The organism is Paraburkholderia sp. J76 (assembly GCF_905220295.1).
In the GTDB taxonomy this organism is placed as follows: domain Bacteria; phylum Pseudomonadota; class Gammaproteobacteria; order Burkholderiales; family Burkholderiaceae; genus Paraburkholderia.
The window spans coordinates 60,416-76,444 of the sequence record NZ_CAJMZJ010000005.1 but is presented as its reverse complement, the minus strand read 5'-3'; the positions used below and the strand labels follow the sequence as shown (position 1 = coordinate 76,444).

Sequence of the window (16,029 nt, the reverse complement as noted above, 5' to 3'; positions counted from 1 at the left end):
TGCTGCGCATCTCACGTTGTGTAAAGCGGTGCGGGCATGACGCGCATCGATTTCCACACGAACGTGGGCGACTCGCTGCTGTATGCGTGCCGCCTCGTGCGCAAGGCGTACCAGGCGGGCGAGCAGGCGGTGGTGCTTGCCGAGCCCGCGCGCCTGCGCGCATTCGACGAAATGTTGTGGACCTTTTCGCCGCTCGACTTCGTGCCGCACAGCATGGCCGGCAGCCCGCACGCGGGAGACTCGCCCATCGTGCTGGCAACGGACCTGGAGCGTGCGCCGCATCATCGCGTGCTGCTCAATCTCGGCGCGCAGGTGCCGCCTCAGTTCGCGCGCTTCGAGCGCCTGCTTGAAGTGATTGGCGATGCGCCCGACGAACTCGCGTCGGGCCGCGAGCGCTATCGTTTCTACCGCGACCGCGGTTACGCGCTCAACAACTACAAGCAGGGCGGCTGAGGCCGGACGCGAGAGGCGTACCGGCGCAAGGCCGACTGCTCCGATCGATGGAGGTATACATGCCCGGCATGCACGACCCGGAAGACAATGCGATTCCGCTCTTGAGCGAAGTCATGGTGGCGGGCAATCCGCTGCGCGCGCACAACGTGCAAGAGGCGAAAAGCGCGACGGCCGCCGCCGTGAAGGCCGCCGTGGCCGAGCGCGAGGAAGGCCTCTTCGCGCACGACGCCGACGCACTCGTCGAGCGACTGCGCGGCCGCTGCCTGACCTGGCTCACCGGCGAAGGCCGCGCGGTGATCGAGGCGCGCTGCAGCGCCGCGATGCAGGAACATTCGAACTGGCTCGTGGGCCAGGTGTCGCGCGAGATCGGCCTCGCGCTCGAAACGGAACTGAAAAACTGGGTGAAGGCCGCCGTGCGCGAAGAACTGGCGGCGCGCGCGGGGCAACCGCCTTCGGCCTGACTTTTAGCCCGGCCTCACCGCTTCACTTGAGCGTGAGGACCCAGCTCGCGAGTTCGGCTGCCTGAGCGGGGTTCAGTTGCGTGTTGGCCGGCATCGGCACCACGCCCCACACGCCGGTGCTGCCTTCCAGAATCTTGTGCGTGAGGTAGGCCTGCGCCTCGGGCTTGCCTGCGTATTTCGCGGCGACGTCGCGCAGCGCGGGGCCCATGAAATTGCGCGTGACCGAATGGCAGCTCATGCAGTTCTGCTGCTGGGCGAGCGCGAGGCCGGCCGGACTTGGCTGCGCGCGGGCAGGGGCGGCTCCGAGTGCGCCGGCAATGCCGATGGCGAGCGCGGCGGCGAGCGTCGCTGTCTTGTTCTTCGCTTGCGACTTTCCTTTCATACTGGTCTCCGCCCGCGTACGCGCCGGCTGTGTCGTCGCATTATAAAAGCAAAGGGCGCACGTCCTGAACGTGCGCCCTTTGCTTGACTGCGGGCCGGGACTTCCGCGCGGCTCGACCGGGTTTAGCCTGTCACCGCCCCCTCGTTCGCCGGCCGCGCGAGCGCCGCGTACTTCGCCATCACACCGCGTGTGTAGCGCGGCGCGGGCTGCTTCCAGGCCGCGCGCCGGCGCGCGAGTTCGGCGTCGTCCACGTTCAGTTGCAGCAGCAGCTTGTGCGCGTCGATGGTGATCGAGTCGCCTTCCTGCACGAGCGCGATCGTGCCGCCTTCGAACGCTTCCGGCGCGACGTGCCCCACCACCATGCCCCAGGTGCCGCCCGAGAAGCGCCCATCGGTGATCAGTCCCACCGATTCCCCCAGCCCCTTGCCGATGATCGCCGAAGTCGGCGCGAGCATCTCCGGCATGCCCGGGCCGCCCTTGGGGCCGAGATAGCGCAGCACGACCACGTCGCCTGCCTTGATCTTGTCCGCGAGGATCGCTTCCAGCGCGCTTTGCTCGTCGTCGAACACGCGGGCCGGACCCGTGATGACGGGATTCTTCAGGCCCGTGATCTTGGCCACGGCGCCTTCCGTCGCGAGGTTGCCCTTGAGGATCGCCAGATGGCCTTCCTTGTAAAGCGCCTCGCTGATGGGGTAGATCACCTTCTGGTCGGCGCGCGGCGTGGACGGCACGTCCTTGAGTTCCTCGGCGATGGTCTTGCCCGTGATGGTGACGCAGTCGCCGTGCAGCAGACCCGCGTCGAGCAGGATCTTGAGCACCTGGGGAATGCCGCCGGCCTCGTGCAGATCGGTCGCGACGTACTGGCCCGAGGGCTTGAGGTCGCAAATCACCGGCACCTTCTTGCGCATGCGCTCGAAGTCGTCGATGGTCCATTCGATTTCCGCCGCATGCGCGATGGCGAGATAGTGCAGCACGGCGTTGGTCGAGCCGCCTGTCGCCATGATGAGCGCCACGGCGTTTTCGATCGACTTCTTCGTGATGATGTCGCGCGGCTTGAGGTCCCGCTTCACGGCCTCGACCAGCACGCGCGCCGATTCCGCCGCCGAGTCGACCTTCTCCTGATCGGGATTGGCCATCGTCGACGAATACAGGAGCGACATGCCGAGCGCCTCGAACGACGAACTCATGGTGTTCGCGGTGTACATGCCGCCGCACGAACCCGTGGAGGGGCAGGCGTTTTTCTCGACGCCTTCGAAATCCTCTTCGGTCATGCGGCCCGCCGTGAATTCGCCCACGGCCTCGAACGCCGAGACGATGGTGAGCGCCTGGCCCTTCCAGTTGCCCGGTCGGATCGTGCCGCCATACACGTAGATGCCGGGCACGTTGATGCGCGCGAGCGCGATCATGCCGCCGGGCATGTTCTTGTCGCAGCCGCCGATCACGACCACGCCGTCCATCCACTGGCCCTGCACGCAGGTCTCGATGCAGTCCGCGATGACTTCGCGCGAGACGAGCGAATACTTCATGCCCTCGGTGCCCATCGACATGCCGTCCGAGATCGTGGGCGTGCCGAAGGTCTGCGGATTCGCGTCGGCGGCCTTGACGGCGCCAACGGCGGCGTCGGTCAGGCGCTGCAGGCCGGCGTTGCAAGGCGTGATGGTCGAGTGGCCGTTCGCGACGCCGATCATCGGCTTGTCGAAGTCGGCCTTCTCGTAGCCGAGCGCGTAAAACATCGAACGGTTGGGCGAGCGGGCGACGCCTTGCGTGATGTGCTTCGAACGACGGTTATAGGACATGGGGACCTCCGGTGGATTTTGTCTCGGGCACGTCTCGAAGCATGCGATTTCGCGAGAACGCTGTCCAATATATTATTCGTGGTCTATTGAGTCGAAAAAGATATCAACACGCCGTCAATGCGAGACCGATGCCGATGAGCCCGACTATCCCCGATTTGCGCCAGCTTCGCTATTTCGTCGCCGTGGCCGAGGAGCAGCATTTCGGCCGCGCGGCGGCGCGACTGTCGATGACGCAGCCGCCGCTCTCGCAGGCCATCCGCGCGCTGGAGGAAACGCTGGGCGTCGAGCTGTTCGCGCGCACGCGCCGTTCGGTCGAGTTGACGGCGGTGGGCGCCGATCTGCTACCGGAGGTGAGGCGCCTGCTGGCGAGCGCCGAAGCGCTGCGCCCGCTCGCGCAGAGCCTTGCGCGCGGCGAGGCGGGCGTGCTTGCGCTCGCCTTCGTTTCGACCGCCGACTATGGCTTGCTGCCGCTTTTGCTGCGCGATTTCGGCGCGCGTTACCCACGTGTGCGCTTGCAGCTTGCGGAGGCGACGAGCGATGTGCAGGTGGAAGAGCTGGTAGCAGGGCGTATCGACGCGGGCCTCGTGATCGCGCCCGTGCCGCCGCGCCACGCGGCCCAGCTTGCCTACCAGCCGGTCGCGCGCGAGCCGCTCGTGGTTGCGATGCCGTCGGCGCTTGCCGCGCGCCTGGGCGGCCCGGCCACCGACGACTGGCACGACACGCCTGTGAGCCTGCGCGATCTCGCCGATGCGCCGCTCGTCGTCTTCCCGCGCCATCTGGCCCCGGGCTTCTACGACACCATCATGGACTGCTACGGCGCGGCGGGCCTCGCGCCGCTCGTCGGGCAGGAGGCGATCCAGATGCAGACCATCGTGAGCCTCGTCTCCGCCGGCATGGGCGTGGCGCTCGTGCCGCAGTCGCTGCGCCATCTGCGGCGTACGGGCGTCGCGTACCGGCCGCTCGCCGGGGCGGTCCCCACCATCGAAACAGGGCTCGTATGGCGCTGCGCCGAGGTGAGCCCGGTGCTCGCGGCGTTCATCGAGATCGTGCGCGCGCAGGCGGCGACGGCGGGTTTGCAGCGGCGCGAGGGCTAGCCGCGCGCGGCTCGCCCTCGGTCGCCGTTACACCGCTGCGCACCGTGAGAGGTGCGTTTTCGTTCGCGCCCCCTCGCGTCGGCGATAATGTCACGCCATGACGTGGCATTCGCACGATTGCTTACAACCCGATTTCAACCGATATCGCCGACCACACTTCATCCACGATGCTCATCCACCCGAACTTCGACCCCGTCGCCATTCATCTGGGGCCGCTCGCCGTGCGCTGGTACGGCCTCATGTACCTCGTCGGCTTCATTCTGGCGATCGTGATCGGCCGTCTGCGCCTGCGTCTGCCTTACGTGGCCGCGCAAGGCTGGACCGCGAAAGACATCGACGACATGCTGTTCTACGGCGTGCTCGGCACGATCCTGGGCGGACGCCTCGGCTACGTGCTGTTCTACAAGGCGAGCTGGTATTTCGCGCATCCGCTCGACATCTTCAAGGTGTGGGAAGGCGGCATGTCGTTTCACGGCGGCTTCCTCGGCGTGACTTTCGCGATGGTGCTGTTCGCGTGGCAACGCGGCCGCACCTGGTTGCAGGTCACGGACTTCGTCGCGCCGATGGTGCCCACGGGTCTCGCGTTCGGCCGGCTCGGCAACTTCATCAACGGCGAGTTGTGGGGCCGCGTGACGTCGCCCGATTCGCCGTGGGCCATGTTGTTCCCGGGCGCCGCAAACGACGACGCCGCGTGGCTCGCCGCGCATCCGCAACTGGCCGCGCAATGGCACCTGAACGAAGTGTTCGCGCAGTACCACCTGCTGCCGCGCCATCCTTCCGAGCTGTATGAAATCGCGCTGGAAGGCATCGCGCTCTTCATCGTGCTGATTCTTTTCGCGCGCAAGCCGCGCCCGGTTGGCGCGATTTCGGCCCTGTTCCTGATCGGCTATGGTCTCGCGCGCTTCACGGTCGAATTCGCACGCGAGCCCGACGACTTCCTCGGCCTGCTCGCGCTTGGGCTTTCGATGGGCCAGTGGCTCTCGCTGCCGATGATCATCGTGGGCCTGGGTTTGATGGCGTGGGCGTATCGCCGCGCAAAACGCGGCAAGGACGGCAGCAAGAACGGCAACGACGGCGCGCGGGTAGCGGGCGCGAAAAGCTGACACGCGCGCGCGTCGCGCGTTTTAGCCCATGAAAAAGGCCACGGTTTTCGCCGTGGCCTTGCTATTTGCGCGCTTGATCCGTTTATAAGGCGCGCCTTATTTCATCTGCACCGAGCCGGAGACGCTCACCGTCACCGTGGACGTGCCCCCTTCGAGCGGCACAGGCGACGACATCTTCGCATCGGCTGAAGCGGCACGTGCGCTCATCATCATCATCGGGCGCGGCATCACGCCCGTGTGGCCCACGTTCACGTCGCGAATCGTGTTGCTGCTGTAGCCGAACGCTCGCGTGGCCGAGAGCGCCTGGTCGCGGAACGACGCGATGGCCTGGCCTTGCAGCTTTTGCTCGGCGGCGCGCTGCGCTTCGGGCGACAACGAGAACTGCACGTTGCCTACCTGCATGATCGACGAGAGATCGCCGGCGAGCTTCGACGCCGCCGCGAAATCGTGCGACTCGAGCACGACTTCCGTGCGGCCGCGCCAGGCGGAAATGCGTCCGTCGCGATCGGTGGAGGGGAAGATCGAGAACTGGCCCGAGTGCGCGGTCACGCCCGCGACGCCTCTTGCGCGTTGCAGCGCGGCGTCGGCGCGTTGATTGAGCGTGGCGGTGAGCGAAGCGGGATCACTCGCTTCCTGTTCGAAGAACAGCGTGATGTCGACCACATCTTGCGGCACTTCGGCGCTAGCCTGCGCGGAAAGCGACAGCACGCCCGAGGGCTGCTGGAAACGCGCGTCGCTTTGCGCAAACGCGGCGCCCGGCGCGAGCGTCATGGCGAGGGGAAGCGCGGCAGCGAATGCAGCGGCGAGCGTGACGGCGGTTTTTCGGTTCATTGTGGCTCCTTGCAGAACTTGCGGCGCGCGCAATCCACACGTAACGGCGTAGCGATGCGCGACTGTGCGCGGCTTGTGCGCGATTGTGCTTGAAGTCGCGCCCGCATGCTGTGTGCGTGCGCGGCTGCGCCCCGTTGAAACCGCCTCACATCAGATGTTTCGTGATGAAGTTCCACTCGGCCGTGGAGACCGGCGTGATCGACAGGCGATTGCCCTTCGCGAGCACGCGCATGTCCGCGAGTTCCTCGTGCTCGCGCAAGGCGGCGAGCGCAATGAGCGGACACTTCTTCTTGAACACCACGTCGACGAGCATCCAGCGCGGATTTTCGTGCGTCGATTTCGCGTCGTAGTAAGGGCTTTTCGGATCGAACTGCGTAGGGTCGGGATATGCCGTGGACGACACCTGCGCGATGCCCGCGATACCCGGCTCGGGGCAACTCGAGTGATAGAACAGGACGCCGTCGCCTTGCTGCATGGTGTCGCGCATGTAATTGCGCGCCTGGTAGTTTCGTACGCCGGTCCAGGGCAGCGTGCGCTGCGGCGCGTTTGCGAGGTCGTCGATGCTTGCTTCGTCGGGTTCGGACTTCATCAGCCAGTAGCGCATGAGTCGAAGGTCACGTCGAAAGGGAGAAGGTGTGCGATCGCGGCCGCACAATGGAAACGCAATGAAAAACGGCATCGGACTGTGGTCCGATGCCGTTTGAATAGGTCCCCGCCATAGCCGCTAGGCCGGCATCCTGAACCGAGGGTTCAGAATTGGTCGCAGTTAGCAGCACTTCGGGTACATCAGACTGTGTGACGCGCACGCCCGTGCTACAAATTTCCGCAACCGTGCACATGGCATTGGTTCAAGGAATATATGACCTTGGCGAACCAGGCAGGGAAGCTGACTAAACTGGTCGATAGCGTGTGTTTAGCAACGCGAGTTTCTAAACAATTCACTGCTATCCATGAACATCATCATACCGCATTTACCGCGCACTTCACTGGTTAAAACTGCGGTTTGAATCATGACTTCAACCGCGCTTATTGCACACCGTACTGGTGAATCACAGCGCCAAGTTGTTCGTTCATTTGGCGCATTGTACGACGGATTTCCTCGGCTGGGAATGCTTCTCCGTGTCGCACGCTGGTTTGCAGACGCAGCAGTTCCGAAGCCAGCGAAAGCGCCGCCATGACAGCGATGCGATCCGTGCCGCGCACGTTGCTGTGATTGCGGATCTTCGACATTTCGGCGTCCACGCGCGCCACGGCTTCGAGCAGCGCCTGTTCCGTTTCCGGCGAACAGACGAGGCGATAGGTTTGGCCGAGTATCGTCGCTTCGATCTGCTTGGTGGTCATGCATTTTCTCCGTGGCGGGCCGCGTTGCTGTCGTCGTCGTTGCTCTGCGACGGTTCGAGCAGATCGAGCTGGCTGTCGCGCTCGTTACCGGTGCGTGCGCGCGGCAGCTTTTCGAGGATCGCATTCAGACGCACCTGCGCGTCGTCGATCTTGGCCGAGAGCGCATCGCGTTCGGCTTGCAGCGCGGCGCGCTCCTCGCGAACCTGTTCGAGTTCCGTACGTGTTTCGTCGCATTGCGCACGCAGTTGCGCGAGTTGCTCTTCGAGTGCGAGGCGTGTTTCGTGTTGGCGCTGATTAATCTCGATCAGCCGCCCGATGTTTTGTGAGAGTGTTTCGAGTTCGTTGAGCATGTGCTGCGTCCTCTAAAGACAGGCATTCTAGCGCGGATTAACGCGTGTTTTGATAATTGTGTCGTTTCCAGACGTAACAACCCGGCTTCTTACCCGAATCAGTCCCGAATCGCTCGATACGTGTGATGCATAGGCCTGCCGGGAACGTAATTTGCCAGGGCGGCGCGCGCTGCGTGCCGTCTCGATCATGGTCCGCGCGTTATAACATTCCGGATTCGTGGCTGCGATATGCCTGCCGTCTTTTATGTGAGCCTGATTGAAATCCGCCGCCGAGTTCCCCGATGCGTTCCATGAGCCGCGATGAAACCCACCCCGTGCCGCCGATGCGCGCGCTGCCGCGCCGCTCGATGAGCGCGCGCCGCGCATGCACGATCTGGGGCGTGCTCGCCGCGGCCGCGCTCGCGGTATTCGCTGCATCCCTCGCGACAGGCAGTGTGAGCGTGACGTTTGCGCAGGCGCTGGCGGCGCTCGCGCCCGCGCACGGCGCGCCCGACATGGCGAGCGAAATCGTGCGTACGCTGCGCTTGCCGCGCGCGCTGGCGGCCTTTGCATGTGGCGCGCTGCTCGCGCTGGCGGGCGCGCTGTTGCAAGTATTGCTGCGCAATCCGCTTGCGGAGCCGTACGTGCTCGGCGTGTCGGGCGGCGCGGCCGCGTTCGCGCTCGTGGCGATGATCGCGGGCGTGGCGTGGTGGGGCGTGCAGGCGAGTGCGTGCGCGGGTGCGTTCGTGTCGATCCTGCTCGTGCTCGGTCTCGCGCGCCGCGAGTTGTGGCGCGGTGAGCCGCAGGACAGCGCGCCGCGTCTGCTGTTGACGGGCGCGGTGACGGCGGCGGGCTGGGGCGCGCTCATCACGCTGCTGCTTACGCTCGCGCCCGACACGCGGCTGCGCGGCATGCTGTTCTGGCTCACGGGCGACCTCAACGGCGCGGGCATGCCCTGGCCCGCGCTCGTTGCGCTTGGCGTGGTCCTTGCGTGCATCGTGCCCGCCGCGCCGATGCTCAACGTGCTGCTGCGCGGCGACGCCGCTGCGCAGGCGCTCGGCGTGCCGGTGCTGCGTCTGCGCGTGGGCATTTATCTTGCCGCGTCGCTCGCAGCGGCCGCTGCCGTGACGACCGGCGGCACCATCGGCTTCGTCGGGCTCGTCGTGCCCCACATGCTGCGCCTCGCGTTCGGCAACGACCAGCGCATGCTCGTGCCCGCCGCCGCGCTCGCGGGCGGCGTGGCCGTGATGGGCGCGGATCTCGTCGCGCGTACGGTGGCGGCGCCCGCGCAGTTGCCGGTGGGCGTCGTCACGGCGCTCGCAGGCGTGCCCGTTTTTCTGTGGATGCTTCTCGCGAGGCGCGCGCGATGAGCGATACATCCGCGCCGCTGCTCGCTGTGCATGCGCTCACATTGCGCGCGGGCGCGCGTACGCTCGTGGAATCGCTCACGCAAAAATTTGCCGCAGGCGAAATCTGGTGCGTGGCCGGCGCGAACGGCGCGGGCAAGACCACGCTGATCGGCGCGCTCGCGGGCCTGCGCGAGCCTGCGGCGGGGCGCGTCGAAGTGGAGGGCACAGCGCTCGCGCATTGGCCGCCGGCGCGCCTCGCGCAACGCCGCGCACTGATGCCGCAGGACCAGCGCGACGCATTCAGCGCGAGCGTGATCGACACCGTGCTGCTCAACCGCTATCCGCATCTTTCGGGCTGGGGCTGGGAAGGCGACGCCGATCGAACCGCCGCGCACGCCGCGCTCGCCACGCTCGGCCTCGAAACGTTCGCCGCGCGCGACGTGCTCTCGCTCTCGGGCGGCGAGCGCCAGCGTGTCGCGCTGGCGGCCGTGTTATGTCAGGGCGCGCCACTCATGCTGCTCGACGAACCGCTTGCGCATCTCGACCTCCATCATCAGATTGCGTGCCTCGATGCACTCTCGCGCTGGGTGCGCAGTGAAGCGCGCACGGTGCTGTTTTCCTGCCACGATCTCAATCTCGCGCGGCGTTTCGCGACGCACGCGCTCCTGCTCGACGGCCGCGGCGGCTTTCACGCGGGCCCCGTGCGCGAGGTGCTCACGCCGGAGCGCGCGAGCGCCGCGTTTGGTCATCCGCTCGTGCTGATACGCGAGGGCGGGCACGAAGCGCTGGTGCCCGCGGCCGGTTTGACCGCCTCATTACCGCATTCGCCGGGATCGAACGGCACGCGCTAGTGTGCCGCATTCGCCCGCATCACATCGGCCCGCATCACATCGAAACGAAACACACCATGACGTCATCGCTTACCGAACTGCTCGCCGTCGAACCGCTCGACCTCTCGTTGCGCGACGAACTGCAACGCCTCATCGACACCAGGACCAAACCGCCCGGCAGTCTCGGCCGCCTCGAAGCGCTGGCGCGTCAGCTCGGCATGATCCAGGGCAGCACACGGCCACGCGTCGAGCGTCCCGTGATGATCGTGTTCGCGGGCGATCACGGCATTGCGGCCGAAAGCGTGAGCCCGTATCCGCAAGCCGTGACCGCGCAGATGGTCGCGAACTTCGTGGCCGGGGGCGCTGCCATCAACGCGTTCAGCGGCGTGGCGGGACTCACGCTCGAAGTCGTCAACGCGGGCGTGGCGACGCCGCTGCCGCCGTCGCCCGCGCTCGTCGATGTGCCCATCGCGCGCGGCACGCGCAACTTCGCGCACGAGCGAGCCATGACGCGCGACGAAGCGCTCGCCGCGCTCGCCGCGGGCGCTGCGCGCGTGCGCCACCATGCGGCGCTCGGCACGAACGTGATCGGCTTTGGGGAAATGGGCATCGCGAATACGTCTTCCGCTGCGTGCCTGATGAGCCGGTTGTGCGGCGTGCCGATCGACGAATGCGTCGGGCGCGGCACGGGCCTCGACAACGCGGGCCTCGCGAAAAAGCGCAACGTGCTCGCGGCGGCCCTCGCGCATCATGCCGACGCGCGCGAGCCGCTCGACGTGCTCGCCGCGTTCGGCGGGTTCGAGATCGCGATGATGGCGGGCGCGTTCCTCGAAGCGGCGCGCTCGCGCATGGCGATTCTCGTGGACGGCTTCATCGCGACCGCGGCGCTGCTCGTGGCCGACTCGCTCGCGCCGAACGTGCGCGACTACTGCGTGTTTGCGCACGCATCGAACGAAGCGGGGCACCGCCGCATGCTCGATCACTTCGGCGCGCGCGAACTGCTCGCGCTCGACCTGCGTCTGGGCGAGGGCACGGGCGCGGCGCTCGCGGTGCCGCTGTTGCGCGCGGCGGTGGCGTTCCTGAACGAAATGGCGAGCTTCGAGTCGGCGGCTGTCGACAATCGCAGCGATCGCCACGCCTGAGCGCTTCACGATGAATCCGCTTGCGGAACTGCGTTACTTCTTCACGGCGTTAGGCTATTTCACGCGCGTGCCGGTGCCGCGCTGGGTCGGCTTCGAGCCCGCGTGGCTCAACGCGGCGGCGCGCTACTTTCCGCTCGTCGGCGCGTTGATCGGCGCGCTTGGGGCGCTCGTCTATCTCGCCGCATTGCGCGTGTTTCCGGCGAGCGTCGCCGTCCTGCTTTCGATGGCGCTCACGCTGCTCGCGACGGGCGCTTTTCACGAAGACGGCCTCGCCGACTGCCTCGATGCCTTCGGCGGCGCGTACACCCGCGAGGACGTGCTGCGCATCATGCACGATTCGCGCATCGGCGCGTTTGGTGCGATCGGTCTCGTGGTGGCGCTCGCGCTCAAGTGGCAGACGCTCGCCGCGCTTCCTCCCGCGCGCGCCGCGATGCTGATGATCGCGGCTCACGCTGCGAGCCGCGCGTGCGCGATCAGCTATCTCGTCTCGCTCGAATACGTGCGGCCCGAGGGCAAGGCCAAGCCCGTTGCGCAGCGCATGAGCGTGCCCGCGTGGCTGTGCGCGTGCGTGTTCGGTTTGCCGTGGCTGTTCTGGCCGGCGGCGTCCGGCGCGCCCGACTGGCGCGCGGGCGTCGCGACGCTCGTCGTGCTCGCCGTGTTGCGCTTCGCGTTGGGGCGTTACTTCGTGCGCCGCATCGGCGGTTATACGGGCGATTGTCTCGGCTTCGCGCAGCAGGTGTTCGAGATCGCCATCTACCTCGTGGGGCTCGCATGGATCTCGTTCTGATCCGCCATCCCGCCGTGGCGGTGGACGCCGGCGTGTGCTACGGCGCGAGCGACGTGCCGCTCGCGGGCGACGCGGCGCAGCAGGCTTCGCTGCTCGCCGGGCGGCTCGCGTCGCTCGGCGTGCGCGAACCGCAACGGATCGAAACGAGCCCGCTCACCCGCTGCGCGAGCGTTGCGGCGGCGCTCGCAGTTATGCGCGGCCACATGCTGCAAGCCGAAGCACGCCTCGCGGAAATGGATTTCGGCGCGTGGGAAATGCAGCGTTGGGACGCGATCGACCGCGCGCAGATCGACGCCTGGGCCGCGAATTTCGAGCACGCGCGCGAGCATGGCGGCGAGAGCGTCGCGCAGTTCGATGCGCGTGTGAGCGCGTGGTTCGACACGCTCGACGCGCACGCGAAGTCCACCGTTTGGGCCGTGACGCATGCGGGCGTGATTCGCACAGTCACAGCGCGTGCGCTTGGCATGCCGCTGGCGCGCTGCCTGCGCTGGCCGCTGGAGATGGCTGCCATCGTTTGCCTGCGTTACGACGTTCATCACGCGCAGTGGCTGCTCGCGCGCTGGAACGCCTGATAAACCGATCAGGATATCGAATCAATGCGCCATGGCGCTGCGCGAGCGGGCGAGGTCGAGATCCTTGCATAGCTGCGCCGCGCCCTGGGCGATGCGCGGCGCCGGGCGCGTGAGCAGATCGCCGTCGATGGCGAAGAGATTGCCGCGCGCAACCGCAGTGAGCGCGGGCCACGCGCGCCAGCGTTCGAGGCCCGGCAGCGGACGATCCGGCGAAGTCGCGCCCGGCGACGCGGTGACGATCGCATCGGGATTGGCGGCGAGCACGGCTTCCGTCGAAACCGTCGGCACGAGCGGATCGAGCGCCGCGAACACGTTGCGGCCGCCGCACAGCGCGATCACGTCGCTGATCATGTGCGATCCGTTGATGGTCATCAGCGGCTGATCCCAGACTTCATAAAAGACGCTCACGGGGGCGCGCTGCGCATAGCGTGCGCGCAGTTGCGCGATGTCGCTCCGGTAGGCGTTCGCTGCGGCCTGCGCCGCCGATTGGGTGCCGAGCAGCACGCCAAGACGCGTGAGCGAAGTCGCGACGTCGTCGAGCTTATGCGGCTCGCTGAAAAAGAGCGGAATGTGCAGATCGCGCAGACGATCGAGCTGTTGCTGTGCGTTGCCGTGACGCCAGACCACGATGAGATCGGGCTTGAGCGCGGCGATGCGCTCCAGGTCGAGCGAGCGATTGTCGCCCACGCGCGGCACCTTTTGCGCTTGCGGCGGGTAGTCGCTGTAGGCCACCGCGCCGATCACTTTCGCGCCGCCGCCCGCGGCGTAGAGCAATTCGGTAACGTGGGGCGCGAGGCTCACGACGCGCTGCGCGGGCGCGGGAAGCGTGACGGCGTTGCCGGCGTCGTCGATGGCGGTGACGGTCGCGCGGGCGGCGCACGGGCCGAGCGCCGCGACGACAACCGATAACGCGAGGAAGGCCGCGCGCATCAGCCGATCGCCTGCATGGCTTGCGCGAGCGCGCTTTCGAAGCGCCGCCATTCGTCTTCCGATGCGGGCAGGCCGAAGCGCAGGCTGGCCGGCGCGTCGAAGCGGCGCGTCCACACCGCGCGGCGCGCGAGCGCGTCCTGCAAGGCTGCCGCGCGCGGGTCCGCGATCCACGCGAAGAGCGGCGTGGCGTACGGCGCGAAGCCGTGAACGCGCAACAGCGCGGCGAGGCGCGCGCTTTCCGCCGCGAGGCGTACGCGCATTTCGCTTTGCCACGCGCTGTCTTCGAACGCGTGGGTGACGGCGTGACGCGCGGGTCCGCTCACGGTCCACGCGCCCAGATGCGCGCGCAACGCCGCTAGCAGCGCGGGTGCGCCAAGCGCGAAACCGCAACGCGCGCCCGCGAGCCCGAAGAACTTGCCCGGCGAGCGCAGCACGACGAGCCCTTCGCGACTGGTTGCGTGCGCAAGCGATTCGGATCGATCATGGCCGAATGCATCGGCAAAGGCTTCGTCGACGATCAGCGTACCGCCGCGCGACGCGAGTTGCGCATGCCAATGCAGCAGACGCGCGGCTGAAAGATGCGCGGCCGTCGGATTGTTGGGATTCACCACGACGGCATGCGTGACGGCCTCGGGCAGCGTGTCGCGCTCCACGTCGAGCGGCACGATAGCGTGGCCCGCGCGCGCGAACGCCGGCGCGTACTCGCCATAGGTGAGCGGCGCGATCGCCACACTCGCGCGCGGCAACAACGCGGGCAGTACGCGGATCGCGGCCTGGCTGCCAGCCACGGGCAAGACATGGCGCGCGTGCGGCGCGCCGTAATAGCGCGCGGCGCACGCGGCGAAGCCGTCGCCGTCCTCGGGCAGGCGCCGCCATGCGGCGGGCGGCACAGGCGGCACGGGATAGCCATGCGGATTGATGCCGGTGGAGAGATCGATCCAGGCGTCCCAGGCGATGCCGTAACGCTGCGCGGCTTCGTGCAGATTGCCGCCGTGCGCGACCAGCGTGACCGGATGCTCAGACATGGGTCGCCACGCTCACGAAGGCCATTGCGAGCAGCGCCGCGAGCCACAGGATGGTGGTGCGCTCGACGAGCCGCAGCGCCGCATCCACGTGCTGCGCGCCCGGCGGCGAGCCCGCGCCGAGCGCCGGGCGTTCCTCGATCACACCGTGATAGACAGCCGCGCCGCCCAGCAGCACGTTCAGGCTGCCCGCGCCCGAGGCCATCACGGGGCCCGCATTGGGGCTCTCCCAGCGATGCGCCTGTTCGCGCCAGCAGCGCAGCGCCATGCGCGTGTCGCCGAGCAGCGCGTAGCTCGCGGCGGTGAGGCGCGCGGGAATCCAGTTGAGCACGTCGTCGATGCGCGCGGCCGCCCAGCCAAAGCGCAGGAAGCGCGGCGTGCGGTAGCCCCACATCGCGTCGAGCGTGTTGGCGAGACGAAACGCGAGCGCGCCAGGGCCCCCCGCGATCGCGAACCAGAACAGCGCGCCGAAGATCGCGTCGTTGCCGTTTTCCAGCGCCGATTCGACAGCGGCGCGCGAGAGCGCGGTGGCGTCCGCTTCTGCTGTGTCGCGCGAGACGATGCGGCCCGTCAGCTCGCGCGCGGCCACGAGGTCGCGCCGTGCCAGGGCGGCGCCGATCGGTGCGATGTGCTCCGCGAGACTGCGCGCGCCGAGCGCGAACCACAGCAGCGCGACGTGCGTCGCCCAGGCGAGCGGCCAGGGCAGCAGCGCGCACAACAGCGCGGCGACGACGACGGGCGGCGCGACGGCGGCGAGCCACGCGAGCCACGCGAGCAGGCCGAGCGGACGGCCGCGCCGCCCGGTGTTCAGATGGGCTTCGATACGGCTCGCGTAGCGCCCGAAGGCGACGAGCGGATGCGCGCGGCGCGGCTCGCCGAGCCAGCGGTCCACGGCGACGCCGGCCACGGCGAGCGCGGCGGACACGGGTAGCGTGAGCATCATGACGTCTCTTGCCGTGCCTTGAGCACCAGCGGCAGGCCCGCGGCGACGAGCGTGGCGCGCTCGGCGAGCGCCGCGATGCGCTGATTGAGGCGGCCCAGTTCATCCACGTAGAGGCGCGTGGCCGCGCCCATCGGCACGACGCCCATGCCGATCTCGTTGCTCACCACGAGCACCGTGCCTTGCGCGCGCTCGCAGGCGGCGGCGAAGGCGTCGAGGCGCTCGCGCCAGTCGGGCAGCGGCGAGGCGGAGTCGGCTGGGCACAGCAGGTTCGCGAGCCACAGCGTGAGGCAGTCGATGAGCACGCACTGGCCGGGCGCCGCCGCTGCGTCGAGTGCGCCTGCGAGATCGACCGGCGCTTCGGCGAGCGCCCAGTGCGCTGGCCGCCGCGCGCGATGGTGCGCGATGCGCTCGGCGAACTCGGTGTCGCCCGTCGCGCGCGCGGTGGCGATATAGGTGACCGGCAGGCCGCTCGCGGCGGCGAGACGTTCGGCGTGCGCGCTCTTGCCCGAGCGCGCGCCGCCGACGATGAAGGTGAGATCGCGCGAATTCATCGCGTGATTGTAACGGCTGCGCTCCGTGTGCCAGGCGGGCGCGCCGTCATCCGTTCGGCCAACGTCGCGCCGGGGCCTGCAGGGTGCAGCGAGGCGATGGGATAATGCGCGTT

19 protein-coding genes and 1 other RNA gene are annotated in these 16,029 nt (G+C 67.9%); 9 read left to right on the top strand and 11 right to left on the bottom strand.

Annotated features, from left to right (window positions below; genetic code table 11):
• Positions 1 to 36 precede the first annotated feature (36 nt).
• A complete protein-coding gene (locus tag U5768_RS11630; RefSeq protein WP_322030544.1) occupies positions 37 to 453 on the top strand; it encodes a DNA polymerase III subunit chi in 417 nt (138 codons plus the stop codon).
• A 59-nt stretch (positions 454 to 512) separates the two neighbouring features.
• Positions 513 to 914: a DUF2486 family protein gene (locus tag U5768_RS11625; protein ID WP_322030543.1), complete on the top strand. Its 402-nt coding sequence runs from the start codon at positions 513 to 515 to the stop codon at positions 912 to 914.
• Positions 915 to 936: 22 nt separating this feature from the next.
• On the opposite strand, the gene U5768_RS11620 is transcribed toward U5768_RS11625, so the two are convergent.
• Together U5768_RS11620 and ilvD are read right to left on the bottom strand one after the other, a co-directional pair.
• The gene (locus tag U5768_RS11620) at positions 937 to 1,296 is read right to left on the bottom strand and encodes a c-type cytochrome (RefSeq protein ID WP_322030542.1); all 360 of its coding nucleotides are present in this window, start codon (positions 1,294 to 1,296) and stop codon (positions 937 to 939) included.
• Between the two features lie 122 nt (positions 1,297 to 1,418).
• Positions 1,419 to 3,092 (bottom strand): dihydroxy-acid dehydratase, encoded by a 1,674-nt coding sequence (gene ilvD, locus U5768_RS11615; RefSeq protein WP_322030541.1) that lies wholly within the window; start codon positions 3,090 to 3,092, stop codon positions 1,419 to 1,421.
• 134 nt (positions 3,093 to 3,226) lie between these two features.
• Here ilvD and U5768_RS11610 point away from each other — a divergent pair, with 134 nt between their 5' ends.
• Both U5768_RS11610 and lgt read left to right on the top strand, forming a co-directional pair.
• A complete protein-coding gene (locus U5768_RS11610) occupies positions 3,227 to 4,186 on the top strand; it encodes a LysR family transcriptional regulator (RefSeq protein ID WP_322030540.1) in 960 nt (319 codons plus the stop codon).
• Positions 4,187 to 4,353: 167 nt separating this feature from the next.
• Positions 4,354 to 5,289, top strand: a complete 936-nt coding sequence (gene lgt / locus U5768_RS11605; RefSeq protein ID WP_322030539.1) for a prolipoprotein diacylglyceryl transferase — start codon at positions 4,354 to 4,356, stop codon at positions 5,287 to 5,289.
• A 96-nt stretch (positions 5,290 to 5,385) separates the two neighbouring features.
• Here lgt and U5768_RS11600 read toward each other — a convergent pair whose 3' ends face one another.
• From U5768_RS11600 to U5768_RS11580, 5 genes are all read right to left on the bottom strand, one after another.
• On the bottom strand, positions 5,386 to 6,120 hold the full coding sequence (locus tag U5768_RS11600) for an SIMPL domain-containing protein (protein ID WP_322030538.1): 735 nt from the start codon (positions 6,118 to 6,120) through the stop codon (positions 5,386 to 5,388).
• Between the two features lie 145 nt (positions 6,121 to 6,265).
• Positions 6,266 to 6,724: an EVE domain-containing protein gene (locus U5768_RS11595; protein WP_322030537.1), complete on the bottom strand. Its 459-nt coding sequence runs from the start codon at positions 6,722 to 6,724 to the stop codon at positions 6,266 to 6,268.
• Between the two features lie 101 nt (positions 6,725 to 6,825).
• Positions 6,826 to 7,007: non-coding RNA, 6S RNA (ssrS, locus tag U5768_RS11590), on the bottom strand.
• 139 nt (positions 7,008 to 7,146) lie between these two features.
• The gene (locus U5768_RS11585) at positions 7,147 to 7,461 is read right to left on the bottom strand and encodes a cell division protein ZapA (protein ID WP_042268772.1); all 315 of its coding nucleotides are present in this window, start codon (positions 7,459 to 7,461) and stop codon (positions 7,147 to 7,149) included.
• Entirely contained in the window at positions 7,458 to 7,811 is a 354-nt protein-coding gene (locus tag U5768_RS11580) for an ATPase (protein ID WP_322030536.1), read from the bottom strand. Before U5768_RS11580 ends, U5768_RS11585 begins: the two co-directional genes overlap by 4 nt.
• Positions 7,812 to 8,101: 290 nt before the next feature.
• On the opposite strand from U5768_RS11580, the gene U5768_RS11575 reads away from it, so the two are divergent.
• From U5768_RS11575 to cobC, 5 genes are read left to right on the top strand one after another with little or no spacing between them, the layout of a single operon-like run.
• Complete coding sequence (locus tag U5768_RS11575; protein ID WP_322030535.1) at positions 8,102 to 9,160, top strand: iron ABC transporter permease; 1,059 nt, start codon at positions 8,102 to 8,104, stop codon at positions 9,158 to 9,160.
• Positions 9,157 to 9,990 (top strand): ABC transporter ATP-binding protein, encoded by an 834-nt coding sequence (locus U5768_RS11570; protein WP_322030534.1) that lies wholly within the window; start codon positions 9,157 to 9,159, stop codon positions 9,988 to 9,990. Before U5768_RS11575 ends, U5768_RS11570 begins: the two co-directional genes overlap by 4 nt.
• A 56-nt stretch (positions 9,991 to 10,046) precedes the next feature.
• On the top strand, positions 10,047 to 11,111 hold the full coding sequence (cobT, locus tag U5768_RS11565) for a nicotinate-nucleotide--dimethylbenzimidazole phosphoribosyltransferase (RefSeq protein WP_322030533.1): 1,065 nt from the start codon (positions 10,047 to 10,049) through the stop codon (positions 11,109 to 11,111).
• Positions 11,112 to 11,121: 10 nt separating this feature from the next.
• Positions 11,122 to 11,898, top strand: coding sequence for an adenosylcobinamide-GDP ribazoletransferase (locus U5768_RS11560; RefSeq protein WP_322030532.1), 777 nt, complete (start codon positions 11,122 to 11,124; stop codon positions 11,896 to 11,898).
• Positions 11,883 to 12,470, top strand: a complete 588-nt coding sequence (gene cobC / locus U5768_RS11555) for an alpha-ribazole phosphatase (protein ID WP_322030531.1) — start codon at positions 11,883 to 11,885, stop codon at positions 12,468 to 12,470. Before U5768_RS11560 ends, cobC begins: the two co-directional genes overlap by 16 nt.
• A gap of 21 nt (positions 12,471 to 12,491) precedes the next feature.
• On the opposite strand, the gene U5768_RS11550 is transcribed toward cobC, so the two are convergent.
• The 4 genes from U5768_RS11550 to cobU are packed head-to-tail and all read right to left on the bottom strand — an operon-like array spanning position 12,492 to position 15,916.
• On the bottom strand, positions 12,492 to 13,400 hold the full coding sequence (locus U5768_RS11550) for a cobalamin-binding protein (protein WP_322030530.1): 909 nt from the start codon (positions 13,398 to 13,400) through the stop codon (positions 12,492 to 12,494).
• Positions 13,400 to 14,425, bottom strand: a complete 1,026-nt coding sequence (gene cobD / locus U5768_RS11545) for a threonine-phosphate decarboxylase CobD (protein ID WP_322030529.1) — start codon at positions 14,423 to 14,425, stop codon at positions 13,400 to 13,402. Before cobD ends, U5768_RS11550 begins: the two co-directional genes overlap by 1 nt.
• Positions 14,418 to 15,362, bottom strand: coding sequence for an adenosylcobinamide-phosphate synthase CbiB (cbiB, locus tag U5768_RS11540; RefSeq protein ID WP_322030836.1), 945 nt, complete (start codon positions 15,360 to 15,362; stop codon positions 14,418 to 14,420). Before cbiB ends, cobD begins: the two co-directional genes overlap by 8 nt.
• The gene (gene cobU, locus U5768_RS11535) at positions 15,362 to 15,916 is read right to left on the bottom strand and encodes a bifunctional adenosylcobinamide kinase/adenosylcobinamide-phosphate guanylyltransferase (RefSeq protein ID WP_322030528.1); all 555 of its coding nucleotides are present in this window, start codon (positions 15,914 to 15,916) and stop codon (positions 15,362 to 15,364) included. Before cobU ends, cbiB begins: the two co-directional genes overlap by 1 nt.
• Positions 15,917 to 16,029: the final 113 nt, after the last annotated feature.